Below are 18369 nucleotides of genomic sequence, written 5' to 3' on the forward strand. Positions count from 1 at the left end.
AACCATCAAATTTTTTTAAATTTTCCAAAAAATCAATGATGACCCATAAAAATCAGCCTATTGTTTGGGTAAAATAGATAAGATTTGATAAAATTTCAGCCCAGATTGTGATAAAAGTAACAAAACATTTCAAAACGGCATGGGAGTCGCTTACAAATGCAGAAAATTTTGCAAAACTTTACACTTTACACCATAAACATGCACAGTTTTTAAGAAATATTTTGTTACTATACACTCATTGGTAGTGATGACTTGGTTATCACATTCGTAAATTGGTGCTAGCACCTCTTTTGGAGAAAACTATGAAAACTTTAAATAAAGCAATGCTTACTTTGGTTGCCTCATCTGTACTTGCTGTTGGTGCAAATGCAGCGGTAAGCTACGGTGCAAATGGCATGGGTCAACCTTATGTGGGCGTAAAAGCTGGTCAATTTGACGTGGACATCAATGGTGTGAACGCCGATAAAGCAACTGCCTATGGCGTATACGGTGGCTATAACTTCGACCAAAATTTTGGTGTTGAAGCTGAATATGTCGGCAGTGATGATGCCTCGCTTGCTGTGGGTACGCTACGAGGCGAATATGACGCAAAAACTTACGGTGCTTATGGTACTTACCGTTATCAATTTGCTGGTAGCCCTGTATATGCCAAAGGCAAACTGGGCGTGGCAAAAACCGAAGTTAAAAGCACCACTGGCGGTATCGTGGTAGACGCTGACAAAACCTCATTGGCAGGTGGCGTGGGCTTAGGTTTTCAACCAACCAATAACTTCGGCGTTGAGGCAACCTACAACTACCTAAACTCTGATGCAAACATGTGGGGCGTGGGTGCACACATCACTTTCTAATCCTTACCCCAAAACAAAAACAACCGCAGTTAATGCGGTTGTTTTTTTATGAAAATCAGATGGCTACGCAGTTTTTAGGGTAAGTTTGGCAACACTCTGACCATGCTCGCTCATTTGCATGATAAGCTCGCCATCAACATCACTGATGATTTGCCAGTCGCCCGCTCCCTTGGGTGTGCCATTAACTGTAACGCCAATGCATTTGTTTTTCAGGCGAATCATGGGCGGGGTATGTTTATAGACCATGCTGGGTTTATTTGCATGAATGATTTGTTCGGCGATGACACTTGCTTGGGAGCGATGAGGGGCGACATAGCGACATGGCACGCCATCGATACTGATACAGTCGCCCAAGGCATAGATGTTTGGCGAGCTGGTCTGTAAAGTATCAGGATTGACGGCAATACCTGTGTGTTTGTTAAAGGCAAGTCCTGCTCGTATAGGCAGACGTGGCGAGACAACCAATCCTGTGGCGACAATGATTTCATCAAAGCACAAAGGGCGAACTTCTTCGCTATCGCAATCAAATAATGAAATCTGATAGCCATCAGCGGTGGGTTGTACGCCTTGCACCATGCTAAATCCCAGCCAATTTACCCCCAAATCACAGATGGCACTCAAAATCCGCTCCCCCGCCAATCTTGGTAGTAGTGATGACAGCGGATAAGCATGCACATCGATGAGGCTTACTTGATGACCTGCCTTGATAAGGTCTTCACTAAGTTCAACGCCCACCATGCCAGCACCGACGATGGCGATATTTTTGGGGGAGTTTAGACGTGCCTGCAAAGCCTCAAAACGTTCTAGATGATTGACATGCCAGGCCAAATCACGTGGCACACTGGGCGGATAGGCGACAGTTGCACCGATTGCCATGACCAATTTATCATACAGCACCGTGCCACGTGTGGTGTGCAGACTTTGGGTTTGGGGATTGATGTCTGTTACATAAGTATCAGACAGTAGACGAACATTGTTCTCTTGTGCTGACTGCATGCCTGTGGCACGCACGAGCTGAGTGCGACTCTTGCCTTGTGAGATTGCCACAGAGAGCATGGGCTTGTGGTAGCGGTCAGCCTCATCGGCACTAATCATGGTAATGGGTACGTTCTTATCCAACGCTCGTAAGGCATCAACCACCGCCCAACCTGCCAAACCACCACCGATGATGACTACGCCACGCTCGGTACGGTCAAAGACGATGGCAGGAGCGGTATCATGCATTTCTTCATAGGGTTCAAAGTCGCTTTTTCGTACACCGCATAAGGGGCATTGCCAGTCATCAGGAATATCCTCAAAGCGAGTACCCGCAGGCAATCCATCTTCTGGGTCACCAAATTCTTCATCATAAATATAACCGCAGGCAAGGCAGATGAATTTTCGCCAAGCACCACGACCATCTGTTGGAGTGGTTGTCATGATAATCTTGTCTAAATTGCTGATAAATTAGGTTTTGTTGTTTTGGGACATGCCAAATGTGTGATTTATATTACAAATAACCCACATTAACACACCCAAATGCTTGTTTAAATAAAATACTCAATGGGCTTAACCTTAGGCTCGCTCATGAGTTGATGAGACAGATAACGCAAATGCTTAATGGCTGGGGTAACTATCGCCACAAACTGTGCCTCACGCAGTCGTCTTTGGGGGGAGGCACTCATCAAATAGCCCTTTGCCCCTTGATGTAACATGGCAGCTTGGGTGGCTTTTAGGGCGAGGGTTGCCCCTTGCTCTCGGACATTTAGTACGTCCAAGAAAAAGTCCTTATCACCATGAAGTGGGTCTTTGGCAAGCAAAAGCGTCTTAGCAATCAGACTGTCCAACTCCAAAGTCAAGCTACCTGCTTGATCTTCTAAAAAGGCGTTACTAACTGCCGTGCCTTCTTTGATGTCGTCAATCGCCCCTAAAATAACCCCAGCACCGATACCCATCTGCATCAGCACAAACGCCCCACGAATGCGAGCAATGAAGTCTTTGCATGGCACAGCGATGATGTCATCAGGGCTAATGGGATAATCCGTCAGCTCAATGCGTAGCGTACTAGAACCCTCCATGCCACTAAATGCGGGGCAGGGGCATAACTTCCAAGTATTGGCTCGTTCTTGGTCGAATTTTAATAAGAAAAACACCTCATCATCTGTGCCATCAATGCGTGCCACCGCTCCGCAGTATTGACCTTGCTGGATATGACTAATCCACGGCAAAACACCGCTGATTGTGTAGCCACTGCCGTCTTTTTTGGCACTAAATTTCATACTTTCGATGTTTGCCCATGTTTTCATGGGGTTGGAGAGGGCTGTGCCACCAAAGGTGTTGGCAAGAATGTGATTGTTTAAAAACTCTCCACGCAGTTTTTGGTTATCTGATTGGTCAAGGTAGAGCCCCATCACTTGATGACACCACGTCAAAAATGATGTCGTGCCACAGACACGCCCCACCTGAGCATTTGCCAAAATCGCCAAATCAAAGCGATTGCCATAAGCGTTCATGTGCGGTGCAAACAGCCCTGCTTTACCCAATTTTTCCATCTCAACCAGCGGATAATACCCCTTGTCAATGTCGATGACTTTTGGGCTGATGTGGGTGTTGGTCAGATGACTGATGGTGTCTAAAAAAGTGTCTTGCTCTTTAAAATCAAACATACTATCTCTTCGTCTTGGCTTAGATGGTGCTAGGCTATCATAGCAAAGTGTGCAATGAGCTCTTCCAATCTAGGTAAGTATAGCATATTTAGAGAAAATGCGTTTTAAAAATTGGTTTTAAACCAAATAAATCAAGCAAGGAGTGAACCTTGCTTGATAACCTGATGCCCGCCGCGAAAAATCTCGCCTATTTATGCAATAAATATCTTTTTGGTTTTGTTGCACTATGTGCAAGATAATTTCATTTTTACAATTACCCCATAAAAAATGCCCCAATCTTACTTGGGGCATTTACTTTTTTATCTTACTTGGTTATTGCAAAAATTTGATAACCTCCACCAGCTTATCCTCGATGTGGCGTACGACGAGCTTTTCGGCTTGGCTTTGTTTGTCAAAATCAAGGTTGATTTGATGGAAGTCGCCTTGTCCGCCCTGACATCTGGCACCTAAAACCTGTCCGCCAGTTTATGTGTTAAAATAAGGCAATAAGAAAGACAGGCATTTTTACCTGTCTTTTCCCAAAACTCAAAACCTATACCCCACCCAACTTGTTGCACCCAGTGCAACGCCCTTGCAAAATGGTCTATCTTAACTTATCCCACATCGTTTTGAATTGTCCCATTTATTGCAGAGTGTGTGGTTGGTTTATTGTGGTGGGGTTTAATAACCCATGAGATATTTAGAGTTGTCCGTCCGCCACCAGCTGTCTGATGACTTTTTTGTCGTGCTTGCCTACGCTGGTTTTGGGGATTTGCTCGACAAATTGTAAAAGGCTTGGAATGCCGTACTTGGGAATAATGCCACGCTCATAGGCTTGCTCTGCCAATGCCAAGATGTCATGACTGCCAACCTCCTCGCAATTTGGTTTTTTAACCACCAATGCCAATGGACGCTCGCCCCATTTTTCGTCAGGCACACCAATCACAGCAATGTCTGCCACCGCAGGGTGCAAGGATAAAATCGTCTCAATCTCCAAAGATGAAATCCACTCGCCGCCAGATTTGATGACATCTTTTAGGCGGTCAGTAACTTTGATGGCACCTTGATGGTTCATGTGGGCGATGTCTTGGGTGTGCAAATAGCCTCCCTCCCACAGCTCACTACCAGCGTCCATATTTTTAAAGTAACTTTGGGTTAGCCACGGCGAACGCACCACCACCTCGCCTGTGGTTTTGCCATCTTGTGGACATGCCTTGCCATCAGTATCCCAAATTTGCAAATCCACCAATGGCACAGGTGTACCTGTTCCAGTACGAATGGCAAGCCCTTCATCGCCATCTAGTTGTGCCTTGTCGTGGAAAGTTGCCAGCGTAATCACAGGGCAAGTCTCACTCATGCCATAGGCGGTAAAGACCTCCATGCCACAGGCTAAGGCGGATTTGGCAAGTCCTTCTGTGAGGCGTGAGCCACCGATAATCATTTTTAGACCACCAAAGTTAAAGTTTCTACCCTCTGCTTCTTTTAGCATCATCTGCAATATGGTTGGCACACCATGCGTGAAGCTGACTTTGTGTTTTTCCACCAAATCGACAAGCAGACTTGGAATGTATCGCCCTGGATAGATTTGTTTGAGACCTATCATGGTTGCCACATAAGGAATGCCCCAGCCATTGACGTGGAACATGGGCGTGATTGGCATGTACACATCAGAAAACCTCAAGCCAACAGGGTCAGGATTTAGAGCGGCGGCACTGATGACTCCCATCGCATGCAGGACGATTTGGCGGTGGCTAAAAAACACGCCTTTGGGATTGCCTGTTGTACCTGAGGTATAAAAAGTAGTGGCAATGGTATTTTCATCAAACTCAGGAAATTCAAATTCATCGCTCGCTTGCGATAGCAACTGCTCATACTCGCCAACTGCAAACTCTGGCACAGGCGTGCTATGGTCATCTAGCCAAATCACGCTCTCAATGCTTGGTGCGTCATATTTATGGTCGCCAATCATCGGCAAAAATTCAGAGTTAAGAAGTAGTACTTTGGGCTTGGCGTGGTTGATGGTGTATAGAACTTTATCCTCTGACAGACGGATATTGACTGTTTGCAATACCAAGCCTAACATCGGAATGGCAAAATACGCCTCCAAATAACGATGACTATCCCAGTCCATGACTGCCACCACATCGCCCTTTTGTAGTCCTAGTGAAGTTAGCACGTTGGCAAGGCGATTGATACGCCCAAAAAACTCACGATAAGTAAAGCGAGCTTTATCGGCATAAAAAATCTCTTGGTCTAGTGAGACGGCTTTGGCACGGTTTAGAAGCTGTTTGATGAGTAGTGGATAGCCGTAAGCGGAGGGAGCAGAATGATAACCTTCTGGCAGTTGAACATGAATCATGATGTGTCCTTACAGTTGCTGTGGTAAAGGTGTACAGTAAATCACTGTCTTGTTAGCATACCCAAAAATAGAACGCTTGTAAAGTATTTTTTTATCCAAATTGATGTTGATGATTGCGTCTTGATGGTCATAAAAAATCCCCAATCACAAGGACTGGGGATAATCTACATGGCATAGATTAGAATTTGTGGCTAACACCCACAGCATAAACCACAGGATTGATTTCTAGCTCGCCGATTTTTTGACCGTCAAGTTTTAGGTCAGTAGACAAATCAACATAACGCACATCAGCGAACACACCCCATGGAGAGCGTGGTGCAGAGTAAGTTAGACCGATTTGAGCGGCAGGAGCGACGGTGGTTTTGGCTTCAAATTTGCCATCAACACCAAGAAGTTGCTCTTCGTAAGGAACAACAACCGTTGCACCGATACCTACGTTTGCACCGAAGCCTTTGTATTCAGGGGTGTTGTATTTTACGGTAAGGGTAGGGGGTAGGTGCTTGAACTTAGCGATTTCAGTACCTTCGCTCTTAACAGAGTGTTCAAATGGGCTAGCAAGCAGCAACTCTGCTGAAAATGGCGTGTTGCCAAAGCGATAATCAAATGATGGCAAAATGGCCGCTTCGCCACTAACCTCAGCCTTTGGAATGTTGCCATCTGCGGTAACAATGTCTTTGTCAGCGGTAGGGTCTAGATAGCCCACACCCGCTTTAAAGGTAAGGTTTGCGTGTGCAGTGGCGGATAGAGCAAGTACGCTTGCAACAAGTAGAGTGTGTTTTAACATTGGGGATTACCTTGTGTTAAAGTTAATGAATAAAAATAATACTGTTATTTTATCATGATTTGGCGGTTTTTTTAAGGTATTTTACAAATCCATAACCAAATATTATGAACGTAAATGGTTTTTATAAAATCCATTAATTAATCTTCGGTGTGAAACAAGAGAAACAACTCGGTAATATTGGCTTCTAGGCTATTGGCAAGCTGTGCCATCATGTCTGGGTCTTGACGCATGAGGTTTAGCTCTTCGTTTTCTTCGTCCATGCCTGAGAGGATAACCATCGGTAGGGTCAGTTCGGCGACATCTTCTTCGTTGTCTTCATCTTCAAACCAATCAATGTCCTCATCGCCGTACATCGCCTCAATAAAGCCAATGCACCACGCCACAACATCAGAATCTTCGCCAAAGTCCTCTTCTTCGTCATTGGCATCAAAGGGAAGTTCGACTGGCTTTTCGTCTTTTAGGGTTTGATGAATTTCATCTCGCCATGCATTAAGGGCGGTTTTAACATCATCAGCAACTTCGTTTTCATGCCCATCAAAATACACATGAAGCCAGTTTGGCATGGGCTTGCCAATGATACTGGCGGTCAAAAAACCGTGCGTTGCCACAGGGTCAAAGCCATAAGGGTTAGTCTCTTCGCTGTATAGCAGTTCTAAGAGTTGATCGTGAGTCATGATGGTCTCTTGGTTGGGTTATCATAAAAAACACCACAAGGCACTTATGTGCTTATTTGTGGTATTTTGGGGTGGATCACTTAAAAGTCTAAGTCATCATCTAAGTCATCTAAATCGCCAAATTCAGCAAAATCATCGTCATCTTCTAAGGCACGTTTGAGTTTGTTGAGTCTTTGCTCTTCGAGCATGGCATCGATTTTTAGGCGTTTTTCAAGCGGTTTGGTCTTGGTATCGTCTGCCAACTGTGCATCAGCATCTTCTTCAAAATTATCATCATCAAAATCATCATCAATACTGCTCATGATAACTCCTTTTTTGGGTAACATTGAGGATTTGGGGGATTTAAAAGAGATTTACTCTAATTTTATCCTTATAATGTGAAAAATTGCTTTTGTCAAGCATTATTTGAACTTTTGATTAATCTGATAATAATACTTTATCTCGCAGTTGCTCGATGGTTTCGACATAAGAGACGCCCAAATGCCGTGCATGGCGACACTCACGTTCGGCGACACTCATTGGGTTTGGTAGTCTGATAAAGCTACCATGGGAGGATAGTGCCACGATGATTTGGGGGGGTAGTAGTACCAGCGGTGTTTTGCGGTGCTTGACTCCCACGCTGATGATGTCCTTTTGGTGGGCGGTATCGCTGACATAGGTGCGCATGTTTAGGGCGAAGCGTTTTAATTCTCGGTGCTTGGCATAGATGGTCTGACTAAGCAAAAGTATCAGATGTGAGAGCATGATGGCAGATAGGGCGGTTTGGTAATTTTTGCCTTGACCTGACAAGATGATGCAACAACCATCATCGCTAAATTCACTCATGTGTTCTAGGCTGATTTTGGCGAATTGAGGCTGGGAGAGTAGCTCTTTTGTGGCATTTAGGATAAGCTTGTGGCACAGCGAAAAATAAGCGTTTTTGGTTTGTTGACTGACCGTACCCAAAAGCCTGCTTGGGTCTTCAAAGCGAATCTGCACCACAAATTGATTGGGGTTAACCTCTTTTTTGTCGTGTCCAGAGACATCAGGTGTGGCAATAGGTTGTTTGATGTTTGGTGTGTTTGTGGCGGTATTTGGTTTGTCATCGGGTCTGTGGCTGACCTCATGAAGCAGACCTTTGGCGAGTAGGCGATTACGCACATCATGGGCGATGCTTAGGCGAAGCTCGTTAGATGGTCTTGCCAAGTAGCCATAAAGCAACCACAAAATTGCATGCAAAAATACCACTGCGGTCAGATATATCCAGTTTTGGGAGATGATGTGAGCACGATTGGTCTCATGTGCTTGCACCATGACATAACCAAGTACGTTTGATTTGTTGGCAACCACTTCTTTGGCGATAAAGCCTGTGGATTCTTTACCAACAGGGACAAGTAAGTTTTCATTGACATCATACACCCCAATAAATGCCAAATCATCTGCCTGAATATAGCGATTTGCCAGCACGCTGATACTAATGCGGTCATTAATACTAAGGGGGGTAGCAAGCTCTTCGGCGAGTAGTATCGCTTCTTTGCGGGCGGTGCTTTCAAAGCGGGTGCTAAGTTGTTTTTGAGCATTAATCACAAAAAACAATGAGTTTAGGGTCAGGCTGATTAAAATAATAATGGCAAACAAGCCTTGTCTGGGTGCAGGGTAAGTCATGATGGCGTAGGCATGCAAAAATATTAATTCTATCATTTTTTTGGCGGAATTTTAAGTGTTTCTGGTGTTTTGACCAAAATCAAGTGTGAATTTATGTCATCTTCAATGCCGCCTTATAAGCTTGCGTTTTTTGACATGAATGTGTTTTTTGATGGCAAGATGATGCCGTAAGCTCATTTAAGAGGTATTTTTTGTCATTTAATGAACTAAATTGTTGTTTTTTGGTTTTTGGCTTTTCATTAATTGTTCAAAAGTGGTAGAATACAAGGAGATTTGACCAAGTTAACGGTCGTTTTGAATATTAAAGTCTTGATAAATGCGGAAACTTCATGAATATTTATGCTCTACCCAAGGATTCTCATGCTTGGCAAAATGCACTTAGTAGCGTGTCTTACCTACTGCCTGATGGGGCAATTAATAGCATTCAAAGCCTAAAAAATTTGCCGATTTTTGCGGTGGTTTTGGTGGTTGGTCGTGCCTCGATGAATGAGCTTCAAGCGAGCGGTCGCAGTCTTGATGATGTGATGAAGTCATGGGTAAGTGAACAACGAGGTTGGCAGGTATTGCCTGTGGCAGATGACGCCATTGCCATTGCCAATGCTCATCACATTCAAGTATCACAGACGCTATCAGATGTGGCGGTGCATCGATACTTGTTGATTCCTACCGATAACAAGGACATGAATGCCGATAAACGAGAAGCGGCGGCACATATCATTGATGAACAACTGACCAGATACCTCAAAAAAACCCTAAAACCAAAGCCGAATTATAACTTTCAAGTCGATGACACAGGTCAGGTCATGGATTTTACCATTCAGCAGATTGGCGGGGTGGGCGATGGTTATGTTGACGTGCATATCTTATCGGTAGCACAGATGCTTCGCCGTCATAAGCTGGTGTGTTTTGACATGGATTCGACACTTATCCATCAAGAGGTCATCGTGGAGCTGGCAAACATGGCAGGCGTGGCGGATAAGGTGTCTAAGATTACTGAGCAAGCAATGCGTGGCGAGATAGATTTTAATGAAAGTTTTGCCAAACGTGTCGCTCTCTTAAAGGGTGTGGATACTTCGGTGGTACAAGAAATTATCAGAACACGCATTAGCTTTTCGCAAGGGGCGGCTGCCACCATCTCCGCTCTAAAAGCGATGGGTTGTCGGACGGTGCTAATTTCTGGGGGGTTTGAGCCGTTTGCCAAATACGTTGCCAATACACTAGGTATCGACAAATACTATGCTAACCCCCTCATCGAAAAAGATGGTAAGCTTACAGGAGAGGTATCCGACCAAATCATCGATGGTAAGGCTAAGGCTCGTATTGTCGCTCGTCTGGCTGATGAGATGAGTATCGACATGGAAGAGGTGGTGTGTGTTGGCGACGGGGCTAACGATTTGCCAATGATGCACATCAGCGACATTGGGGTCGCCTACAAAGCCAAGCCGATAGTGCGTGCCAAAGCAGATGCCTCCGTTAATATCTCAGGGCTAGAAGGTGTGCTGTATGCGATGGGTCATCGCTTCGACAGAGTGTAGTTCATCAAATTTTGATTCTACCCCCAACTTTATCGGTGGACGCCTAAGTGCAAGCTGCTTAGATTTTAAGCGCTAGACGATAGTGTCGCTGATGGGGTAAGATGGGGGTACATTTACCATTTTTAAGAGTTATTAATCATTATGTTTACTTTGCCAATCATTAATGTAAAGACCGACCCTTTGGACGCTTTGCTCTATGGCTTGGGTCTTAGATTATCATCGCTGACAAATAGTGACAATGAAGAGTATCAAAGCCTCATCAAAGACAAGCAAATCGCTATTCAGTTTTGTAGTGGCGATGGTGTGGCACGTTATTATCGTTTTGTTGATGGATGTTTTGGGCAGGCATTGGGTAAGGCAAAAGAGGCTGATTTGAGCATTGATTTTAAGGATTCAATGACGGGCGTGCGTTTGCTCACCAAAGGAGATATGGCAACTTTTATGAGTGCTATCCAAGATGGCGATGTGGTCATATCGGGCGATTATAAGTTGGTTTTGTGGTTTGTGGGGATTGGCAAGCATGCTACGACGCTATCTGAGCCTTATGCAGGCTACATTAAACAGGCAAAACCCTATATCAAGCAGGCACGTCCTTATGTTGATAAGGTAGGTCAGCTTCTTGGTAAGCTAAAAAAATAACCAAATGATTGTCTGATTTTCGTCATTTAAGCCCCTTGTTGGTTTTGTGTGCCAACAGGGGGCTTTGCAGTTTGGCTTGATTAATCAGCCCACCGCCCAAATACCAAACTGCCATTTGTCCCACCAAAACCAAAGCTATTAGAAATGGCATAGTTAAGATTTTGCACCGCTCTGGCAGCATGAGGGATATAGTCAAGCGTACAAGCAGGGTCTGGACTATCAAGGTTAATGGTGGGGGGCAGAAGCTGATGTTGTAGGGCAAGCACGCTAAATATCGCCTCAACCGCACCTGCTGCACCCAAAAGATGACCCGTCATTGATTTGGTGGAGCTAACCAAAATGTCTTTACCAAACAAGCTCTCAATCGCCGCACTTTCTGCCACATCTCCTGCTGGCGTGCTTGTGCCATGTGCATTGACATAACCAACATCACTAGGGCGAATACCGCCATCAGCTAGGGCATTTGCCATCGCTCGTCTTGCTCCGTTGCCATCTGTGGGCGGAGCAGTAATATGGCTTGCATCATCACTCATGCCAAAGCCCACCACTTCTGCCAAGATGGTCGCCCCACGAGCACGAGCATGAGCAAGACTTTCTAATACCAATGCCCCAGCCCCATCGCCCAACACAAAGCCGTCTCGATCTTTATCAAAAGGTCGGCTTGCTTTGGTTGGTTCGTCATTGCGTGTTGACAGGGCATGCATCGCCCCAAATCCTGACATACCCAAAGGTGTGCTGGCTTTTTCACTACCGCCCACCAACACCGCATCAAGGTCGCCATAAGCGATCAGTCTTGCTCCTAGACCAATAGCATGTGTAGAAGTCGTGCAAGCGGTAGAAGTGGCAAGGTTTGCTCCTTTTAGCTGATGACGAATAGCAATCAAACCTGCTGGCATATTGACAATCGAACCAGGGATAATGAAGGGCGAGACTTTTTTTGCACCACCCCCACACAGGGCATCTCGGCTATTTTCAATGCTGTGTATACCGCCAATCCCTGAGCCCATGACCACCCCAAAACGCTCACCATCGACATTGATGGGTAAACTGTCGCCCTTAATACCATCAATAAGCCCTGCATGGTGTAGGGCTTGGGCGGAGGCGACCTGAGCATAGTGCATGAATGCATCATAACGGCGGATTTCTTTGGGGTTCAAAAATTCTTTGGCATCAAAATCCTTAACAAGTCCCACAATGCGTGAGCGAAACTCGCTCATATCAAGCCCATCAAAATCAGGCAAGCTCACAATGCCGCTCACGCCATGCGTCAAATTGTGCCAAATCGTACCCAAATCATTGCCCACAGGCGTAATTGCCCCCATGCCTGTGATAACCACCCGTTCGTGGTCGGGGCGAGTGTGATGGGGGACTTTGGCGGGGCATGTCGATGAAGCCATGGTTTTTTTCCTAAAATTTTGTTACAATTACCCTATTCTAACACGTTTTTGCAAAATTTAAAGTTTACATTTGTATATCATGCCAAACGAACCGCAATACCTTGTTTATGTAAATACGCCTTTAATTCCCCAATCTGTATCAAGCCCTTATGAAACACGCTCGCCGCCAACGCTCCGTCCACATTCGCCTGTTCAAATACCTCATAAAAATGGCTCATCGTTCCTGCCCCGCCTGACGCAATCAGTGGCACACGGCACATTTCACGCACCAAAGCCAGCTGTGCCACATCGTAGCCCTGTCGCACGCCGTCTTGATTCATCACATTTAGGACAATCTCGCCCGCCCCCAAGTTTTGCACTTCACGCACCCAGTCCGCCACCTGCCATTCGGTTTTTTTGGTCTTTTTTTCATCGCCCGTGTATTGATTGACCCAGTACACGCCTGTACGCTCATTGTACCAGCTGTCAATCCCCACCACCACCGCCTGCACGCCAAAGCGTTTGGCAAGCTCGGCAACCAGCTGTGGATTTTCAAGGGCAGGCGAATTGACCGAAATCTTGTCCGCCCCATACTCAAAAATCACTTCTGCGTCTGCCACCGAGCGAATGCCTCCTGCCACACAAAAGGGAATGTCAATGACTTGGGCGACACTTGCCACCCATGATTTGTCCACCGTTCGTCCGTCCGATGATGCACTGATGTCATAAAAAACCAGTTCGTCTGCCCCATCATCGCTGTACTTTTTGGCAAGCGGTACGATATCGCCCACCGTTTCATGATTGCGAAACTGCACGCCTTTGACCACTGCTCCATTTTTGACATCAAGACAAGGAATGATGCGTTTGGCTAAATTGCTTTTTTTATTTAAATTCTCTACGCTTAACATGCTATTGCTCCTTTTACATCAAATTTGCTTTCCAATAACGCCCGCCCAACAATAATGCCAAATACGCCAGTTTCCTTAATCGCCTTAATATCATCAAGCGAACCAATACCGCCTGAGGATTGAATGTTTAAATTAGGATAATTGCTGATTAATTGGCGATACAATTCCACATTACTGCCAAGCAATGTGCCATCTTTGCTAATATCGGTACAAAGAATATGCGTTAAACCAACTTGCAAATATTCATCAATTAGCTCCTCCAATAAAACGCCACTATTTTCTTGCCAACCGCTAATGGCAATGTAATTTTTTCCATCAATGATATTAACATCAAGAGCAAGCACAAATTTATCCGCTCCATATGCGTTAAACCATTCTTTGACGATTTCTTTATTTTTAACCGCCATTGAGCCAATGACCACACGGCTTGCCCCAATCTCAAATAAAGCTTTAATTTCTGCTTCACTTCTAATGCCACCGCCGACTTGAACTTTGGCTTTTGTGGACTGAATAATATCTTTAATAAGTGTAATTTGGCGTTTATTCGGGTCTTTTGCCCCTGTCAAATCCACAAGGTGCAAATAATTAGCCCCGCCCTCTACATATTCGGCAAATTTATCAATGGGGTTATAAGTATAAGTGGTTTGTTTGCCATAATCGCCTTGATGCAATCTAACAACTTGACCGTCAATCAAATCAAGGGCTGGAATAATAATCGTCATTTCGGTTTTCCTATTTTAAATGATATCTTGTTCATGAGCTGATTACGTTAAATCTTTTCAATAAAATTCTTTAACAATCTTGCCCCCACTTGACCTGATTTTTCTGGGTGAAATTGCATGCCAAAAAAATTATCTTTATTAACCATTGCACTAAATGTTTGACCATATTCACTTGAAGCTATGGTAAATTCATTGACAGGCATGGCATAGCTATGAACAAAATATACAAAATCACCATTGTTAATACCATCAAATAAAGGATTGGAATTATCATTAAAGTAAATTTTATTCCAGCCCATGTGTGGTAAGGGCAAATGACCAACCTCTAATTTTTGAGTGAAATTAGGAATTAAATTCAGCGTGTCAATTTTATCGTTTTGACTTTCTGCCGAGTACTCGCCCAATAATTGCATTCCCAAACAAATACCAAGCAGGGGTTTATCAATTTGACGAATAATGGGTATTAAATTTTTGCGTTGTAATTCATTCACTGCAAATTGTGCTGTTCCCACGCCAGGTAAGATAAGTTTATCTGCTGATAATATGATATCGGCATTATCAGAGATGATGGGCGTGACACCCAATCGTTCAATGGCAAATTTAACAGAATTTAAATTGGCGCAGCCTGTATCTATAATGACTAATTTCATTTTTTATTCCTTATAAAACACCCTTAGAACTTGGTAATTCATTGCCTTCAATTTTAATACATTGTCTTAGCGTTCTGCCAAATACTTTAAATAAACTTTCAATTTTATGGTGGTCATTGTCGCCTTTGACTTTTAAATGCAAAGTTGCCATCATTGCCATCGCCATTGAATAAAAAAAGTGTTCAGTAAGTTCGGTGCTAAAATCGCCCACTTTGTCTCGGCTAAATTTGCCTTTAAATTTTAAAAACGGTCTGCCCGACAAATCCATTGTGCATTCGGCACGGCATTCGTCCATTGGCAAAACAAAGCCAAAACGGGCAATGCCTTTTTTATCGCCAATGGCTTGTTTTAACGCCTGCCCAAAAGCAATGGCGGTGTCTTCTACCGAATGGTGTTCGTCAATCCACAAATCGCCTTTGCACGAAATGGCGACTTTAAATCCGCCGTGCGTGGCAATTTGGTCTAGCATATGGTCAAAAAACCCAATGCTTGTTTTAATGTCATTCACGCCCGTTTCATCAAGCCAAACTTGCACTTTAATGTCTGTTTCTTTGGTGGTTCTAATCACTTCGCCATAGCGTTTTTGGCGTTCGCCGATATTGGTTGTCGCTTGTCCCAATAACTTTTCGGCAATTAAATCCCAATTTAAATTATCAGGATTGTATTTAAGCCCAACAATGCCCAAATTATTCGCAAGCTCAATGTCAGTATCCCTATCGCCAATGACAAAGCTGTTATTTTTATCAAATAAATTGTTATCAATATAGCTTTGTAAAAGTTTGGTTTTTGGCTTTCGGCATTCACAATCATCGTCTTTAAAATGTGGACAAATTAAAATATCATCAAAGACAATGCCTTGCGATGTAAAAATATCCAGCATTGCATTGTGTGGTTTATCAAAATTTTCCTTTGGGAAACTCTCCGTACCAAGTCCGTCTTGATTGGACACCATTACAAGGCGGTATTTTTTTTGTAATGCCAAAAGGGCAACAATCACGCCTTTTTCTAATTTTAATTTTTCCAAACTGTCAATTTGAAAATCGGTTTTGGGTTCGTCAATTAAAGTGCCGTCTCGGTCAATAAATAAAGTAGGTTGCATTTGGGTTGCCTTTTAAAATTAATTGGGGTTTAAATCAGATATTTTTTAATGCGTTGATTAATGCTAAATTTTCCTTATCCGTACCAATGCTAATACGAATACAGTTTGTCAAATTTAAGGCGGTATGTTGGTTTCTGGCAATGATACCTTGTTCCCAAAGTGTTTCAAATACTTTTTGCCCGTCTTTAAATTCTACCAAAATAAAATTGGCACAGCTTGGGTAGATTTTTTGGACAATTTGTAATTTTGACAATTCATTTTCTAGCCACGATTTATTATTAAGCGTGATTGCCACTTTATCTTGCATTATTTGAATGCCAGTATTTGATAAAGCACTCTCGGCAATTAAAGCGCAAGGCGTGGGAATGGGATAAGGGGCAATGATTTTTTGTAAACTTTGGATAATCCAGTCATTTGCTAAGATAAAACCACAGCGAATGCTTGCTAGGGCAAAGGCTTTGGAAAGTGTGCGTATGATAATTAGATGATCAAAGTTTGTCAGTTCATTTGCCAAACTCTTATCCAAACAAAAATCAATATAGGCTTCATCAACCACAACAACCGCTTTATTTTTGGTCATATTAAGTAATTGGATAATGTCATCTTTGTTTAATAAATTGCCCGTTGGATTATTGGGACTACACACAAAAATAACTTTGACTTTATCCAAATTCTTTTCAATTTCTTTTAAATTTAATTGAAACTCAGCCGTTAAAGGCACAGTTTTGGTATTGATATTAAGCGTATCGGAGCTGACCTTATACATTCCATAAGTGGGCGGACAATATAATACGCTGTCATTATTTTCACAAAAGGCACGGATAATCAGCTCAATGCCTTCATCGCCACCCCGAGTGATTAAAATTTGATTATTATTAACACCTGCATAATTGGCATAGGCACTTATTACGCTTTGGGGCTGTGGTTCTGGATAGCGATTTAAATTATCTAGGTTTAAATTTGCCAATAATTCATTGGGTGAAAGCGGATATTCATTGGCATTTAACCAAATCGTGCCATTACCGCCAATTTTACGGGCGGATTGGTAAGGCGTTAGGGCAAGAATATGGGGATTAATTAAGGTTTGCATTTTATTTTCCATTTTTAAATTTAACATTTAACCGTTTTTAAATTATTGGCATTGTAGGGGCGAATTGCAATTCGCCCTTACGAAAAATAAATTAAGAATGGTATTTTATTCGCCCAACTCTTTTAACCGCACTTCTACCGCCAATTTATGAGCGTCCAATTGCTCGGCACTTGCCATGATTGCAACGGTGTTCGCCAAATTTTTAAAGCCGTCAATGGACAATTCTTGCACGGTCATTCGCTTATAAAAGTCCGCCAAGCCAAGCGATGACTGGGTGCGGGCGTAGCCATAAGTCGGCAAGGTGTGGTTGGTGCCACTGGCGTAGTCGCCCATACTCTCGGGGGTGTACGCCCCCAAAAACACCGAGCCTGCATGGCTGATGTCGTCCAGATATTGACGGGGATTGTCGGTGTTGATAATCAAATGCTCTGGGGCGTAACTGTTTGAAATTGCTACACATTCTTGCAGGTTATCTGTGATGATGATACGACTTTTGGCAAGGGCTTGCTTGGCAGTTTCGGCTCGGGGGAGTGTTTGTAATTGGCTCTCAATTTCGCTCAAAACCTTATCGGCTAAGGATTGGCTGTCGGTCAGTAAAATCACTTGGCTGTCCGCTCCGTGCTCAGCTTGGGAGAGCAAATCGCTTGCCACAAAGGCAGGGTTGGCAAATTCATTGGCAATCACAAGCACTTCACTAGGACCTGCGGGCATATCAATGGCGGTGCCTGTCAGTAGCACTTGGCGTTTGGCTTCGGTAACAAAGGCGTTGCCTGGCCCAAAGATTTTGTCCACTTTGGGGATACTCTCTGTGCCGTACGCCATTGCACAAATCGCCCCTGCACCGCCCACGGCAAAGATTTCATCCACGCCACAGCGTTTGGCGGTGTATAAGATTTCGGCACAAATCGGGGCGGGCGAACACAGGACAATTTTTTTGCACCCTGCAATTTTGGCAGGAATGGCAAGCATTAGCACGGTAGAAAATAAGGGGGCTGACCCTGCTGGAATGTATAAGCCCACCTTTTCAATGGGGCGTGTGGTAACTTGACAACGCACGCCTGCCATTGTCTGGGTGTCAATGGGGGCAGGGATTTGGGCGGTGTGAAATTTGTGAATGTTGGCATAAGCGGTGTCAATGGCGGCTTTAAGTTCGTCTGATAGGGCGTTTTGGGCGTTGTCAAATTCGCTTGGGGCGATTTTTAGGCTGTCCAATTTGACTTTATCAAACTTTTCGGCAAGGGCAAACAAGGCGGTATCTCCTTGATTTACCACTTGATTTTTGATGTCTGTTACGATTTGGCTGATTTCATCACCAAGCGTTTGGGCGGGGCGAGTTAGGGCGGTTTGGCGTTCGGCTTGGTTTAGATTTTTCCAGATTAGGGTTTTCATAATTTTCTCTTTAAAATCAATAATTTGT

The 18369-nt window shown here is 43.9% G+C and carries 18 protein-coding genes; 4 read left to right on the plus strand and 14 right to left on the minus strand.

Features of this window, described 5'->3' with window-relative positions:
* Positions 1 to 302: 302 nt before the first annotated feature.
* Positions 303 to 848: a porin family protein gene (locus Q4B79_RS01565; RefSeq protein ID WP_303084670.1), complete on the plus strand. Its 546-nt coding sequence runs from the start codon at positions 303 to 305 to the stop codon at positions 846 to 848.
* A 63-nt stretch (positions 849 to 911) separates the two neighbouring features.
* Here the strand turns inward: Q4B79_RS01565 and Q4B79_RS01570 are convergent, their stop codons facing one another.
* The gene (locus Q4B79_RS01570; protein ID WP_303084671.1) at positions 912 to 2267 is read right to left on the minus strand and encodes an FAD-dependent oxidoreductase; all 1356 of its coding nucleotides are present in this window, start codon (positions 2265 to 2267) and stop codon (positions 912 to 914) included.
* Between the two features lie 107 nt (positions 2268 to 2374).
* Positions 2375 to 3493: an acyl-CoA dehydrogenase family protein gene (locus Q4B79_RS01575; RefSeq protein ID WP_303084672.1), complete on the minus strand. Its 1119-nt coding sequence runs from the start codon at positions 3491 to 3493 to the stop codon at positions 2375 to 2377.
* Positions 3494 to 3760: 267 nt separating this feature from the next.
* Between Q4B79_RS01575 and Q4B79_RS01580 the strand changes: the two genes are divergently transcribed.
* Complete coding sequence (locus Q4B79_RS01580; RefSeq protein WP_303084673.1) at positions 3761 to 3943, plus strand: hypothetical protein; 183 nt, start codon at positions 3761 to 3763, stop codon at positions 3941 to 3943.
* Between the two features lie 229 nt (positions 3944 to 4172).
* Here the strand turns inward: Q4B79_RS01580 and Q4B79_RS01585 are convergent, their stop codons facing one another.
* The 5 genes from Q4B79_RS01585 to Q4B79_RS01605 form a co-directional block, all read right to left on the minus strand.
* Complete coding sequence (locus Q4B79_RS01585; protein ID WP_303084674.1) at positions 4173 to 5831, minus strand: fatty acid--CoA ligase; 1659 nt, start codon at positions 5829 to 5831, stop codon at positions 4173 to 4175.
* 178 nt (positions 5832 to 6009) lie between these two features.
* The gene (locus tag Q4B79_RS01590; RefSeq protein ID WP_303084675.1) at positions 6010 to 6615 is read right to left on the minus strand and encodes an OmpW family protein; all 606 of its coding nucleotides are present in this window, start codon (positions 6613 to 6615) and stop codon (positions 6010 to 6012) included.
* A 137-nt stretch (positions 6616 to 6752) separates the two neighbouring features.
* Positions 6753 to 7289: a YecA family protein gene (locus tag Q4B79_RS01595; RefSeq protein WP_303084676.1), complete on the minus strand. Its 537-nt coding sequence runs from the start codon at positions 7287 to 7289 to the stop codon at positions 6753 to 6755.
* 80 nt (positions 7290 to 7369) lie between these two features.
* Complete coding sequence (locus Q4B79_RS01600; RefSeq protein ID WP_303084677.1) at positions 7370 to 7591, minus strand: PA3496 family putative envelope integrity protein; 222 nt, start codon at positions 7589 to 7591, stop codon at positions 7370 to 7372.
* 115 nt (positions 7592 to 7706) lie between these two features.
* Positions 7707 to 8969, minus strand: a complete 1263-nt coding sequence (locus Q4B79_RS01605) for a hypothetical protein (RefSeq protein ID WP_303084678.1) — start codon at positions 8967 to 8969, stop codon at positions 7707 to 7709.
* A gap of 293 nt (positions 8970 to 9262) precedes the next feature.
* Between Q4B79_RS01605 and serB the strand changes: the two genes are divergently transcribed.
* Together serB and Q4B79_RS01615 are read left to right on the plus strand one after the other, a co-directional pair.
* On the plus strand, positions 9263 to 10468 hold the full coding sequence (serB, locus tag Q4B79_RS01610; protein WP_303084679.1) for a phosphoserine phosphatase SerB: 1206 nt from the start codon (positions 9263 to 9265) through the stop codon (positions 10466 to 10468).
* A 141-nt stretch (positions 10469 to 10609) separates the two neighbouring features.
* Positions 10610 to 11107: a hypothetical protein gene (locus tag Q4B79_RS01615; protein WP_303084680.1), complete on the plus strand. Its 498-nt coding sequence runs from the start codon at positions 10610 to 10612 to the stop codon at positions 11105 to 11107.
* 80 nt (positions 11108 to 11187) lie between these two features.
* Here the strand turns inward: Q4B79_RS01615 and fabF are convergent, their stop codons facing one another.
* From fabF to hisD, 7 genes are all read right to left on the minus strand, one after another.
* Positions 11188 to 12504, minus strand: a complete 1317-nt coding sequence (fabF, locus tag Q4B79_RS01620; protein ID WP_303084681.1) for a beta-ketoacyl-ACP synthase II — start codon at positions 12502 to 12504, stop codon at positions 11188 to 11190.
* 77 nt (positions 12505 to 12581) lie between these two features.
* Positions 12582 to 13391: an imidazole glycerol phosphate synthase subunit HisF gene (gene hisF / locus Q4B79_RS01625; RefSeq protein ID WP_303084682.1), complete on the minus strand. Its 810-nt coding sequence runs from the start codon at positions 13389 to 13391 to the stop codon at positions 12582 to 12584.
* The gene (gene hisA, locus Q4B79_RS01630; RefSeq protein ID WP_303084683.1) at positions 13385 to 14113 is read right to left on the minus strand and encodes a 1-(5-phosphoribosyl)-5-[(5-phosphoribosylamino)methylideneamino]imidazole-4-carboxamide isomerase; all 729 of its coding nucleotides are present in this window, start codon (positions 14111 to 14113) and stop codon (positions 13385 to 13387) included. The genes hisF and hisA overlap by 7 nt, the downstream gene beginning before the upstream one ends.
* A gap of 47 nt (positions 14114 to 14160) precedes the next feature.
* Positions 14161 to 14763, minus strand: a complete 603-nt coding sequence (hisH, locus tag Q4B79_RS01635; RefSeq protein ID WP_303084684.1) for an imidazole glycerol phosphate synthase subunit HisH — start codon at positions 14761 to 14763, stop codon at positions 14161 to 14163.
* Between the two features lie 10 nt (positions 14764 to 14773).
* Positions 14774 to 15862: a bifunctional histidinol-phosphatase/imidazoleglycerol-phosphate dehydratase HisB gene (gene hisB / locus Q4B79_RS01640; protein WP_303084685.1), complete on the minus strand. Its 1089-nt coding sequence runs from the start codon at positions 15860 to 15862 to the stop codon at positions 14774 to 14776.
* A gap of 34 nt (positions 15863 to 15896) precedes the next feature.
* A complete protein-coding gene (hisC, locus tag Q4B79_RS01645) occupies positions 15897 to 16952 on the minus strand; it encodes a histidinol-phosphate transaminase (RefSeq protein WP_303084686.1) in 1056 nt (351 codons plus the stop codon).
* Between the two features lie 105 nt (positions 16953 to 17057).
* Positions 17058 to 18341, minus strand: a complete 1284-nt coding sequence (gene hisD, locus Q4B79_RS01650; RefSeq protein WP_303084687.1) for a histidinol dehydrogenase — start codon at positions 18339 to 18341, stop codon at positions 17058 to 17060.
* Positions 18342 to 18369: the final 28 nt, after the last annotated feature.

It is taken from the genome of Moraxella sp., from assembly GCF_030525845.1.
Taxonomy (GTDB): Bacteria; Pseudomonadota; Gammaproteobacteria; order Pseudomonadales; family Moraxellaceae; genus Moraxella.

Coding starts and splice junctions, on each gene's coding strand:
- Q4B79_RS01565 (WP_303084670.1), top strand. CDS start 303: ATGAAAACTTTAAATAAAGCAATGCTTACTTTGGTTGCCTCATCTGTA.
- Q4B79_RS01570 (WP_303084671.1), bottom strand. CDS start 2,267: ATGACAACCACTCCAACAGATGGTCGTGGTGCTTGGCGAAAATTCATC.
- Q4B79_RS01575 (WP_303084672.1), bottom strand. CDS start 3,493: ATGTTTGATTTTAAAGAGCAAGACACTTTTTTAGACACCATCAGTCAT.
- Q4B79_RS01580 (WP_303084673.1), top strand. CDS start 3,761: ATGCCCCAATCTTACTTGGGGCATTTACTTTTTTATCTTACTTGGTTA.
- Q4B79_RS01585 (WP_303084674.1), bottom strand. CDS start 5,831: ATGATTCATGTTCAACTGCCAGAAGGTTATCATTCTGCTCCCTCCGCT.
- Q4B79_RS01590 (WP_303084675.1), bottom strand. CDS start 6,615: ATGTTAAAACACACTCTACTTGTTGCAAGCGTACTTGCTCTATCCGCC.
- Q4B79_RS01595 (WP_303084676.1), bottom strand. CDS start 7,289: ATGACTCACGATCAACTCTTAGAACTGCTATACAGCGAAGAGACTAAC.
- Q4B79_RS01600 (WP_303084677.1), bottom strand. CDS start 7,591: ATGAGCAGTATTGATGATGATTTTGATGATGATAATTTTGAAGAAGAT.
- Q4B79_RS01605 (WP_303084678.1), bottom strand. CDS start 8,969: ATGATAGAATTAATATTTTTGCATGCCTACGCCATCATGACTTACCCT.
- serB (WP_303084679.1), top strand. CDS start 9,263: ATGAATATTTATGCTCTACCCAAGGATTCTCATGCTTGGCAAAATGCA.
- Q4B79_RS01615 (WP_303084680.1), top strand. CDS start 10,610: ATGTTTACTTTGCCAATCATTAATGTAAAGACCGACCCTTTGGACGCT.
- fabF (WP_303084681.1), bottom strand. CDS start 12,504: ATGGCTTCATCGACATGCCCCGCCAAAGTCCCCCATCACACTCGCCCC.
- hisF (WP_303084682.1), bottom strand. CDS start 13,391: ATGTTAAGCGTAGAGAATTTAAATAAAAAAAGCAATTTAGCCAAACGC.
- hisA (WP_303084683.1), bottom strand. CDS start 14,113: ATGACGATTATTATTCCAGCCCTTGATTTGATTGACGGTCAAGTTGTT.
- hisH (WP_303084684.1), bottom strand. CDS start 14,763: ATGAAATTAGTCATTATAGATACAGGCTGCGCCAATTTAAATTCTGTT.
- hisB (WP_303084685.1), bottom strand. CDS start 15,862: ATGCAACCTACTTTATTTATTGACCGAGACGGCACTTTAATTGACGAA.
- hisC (WP_303084686.1), bottom strand. CDS start 16,952: ATGCAAACCTTAATTAATCCCCATATTCTTGCCCTAACGCCTTACCAA.
- hisD (WP_303084687.1), bottom strand. CDS start 18,341: ATGAAAACCCTAATCTGGAAAAATCTAAACCAAGCCGAACGCCAAACC.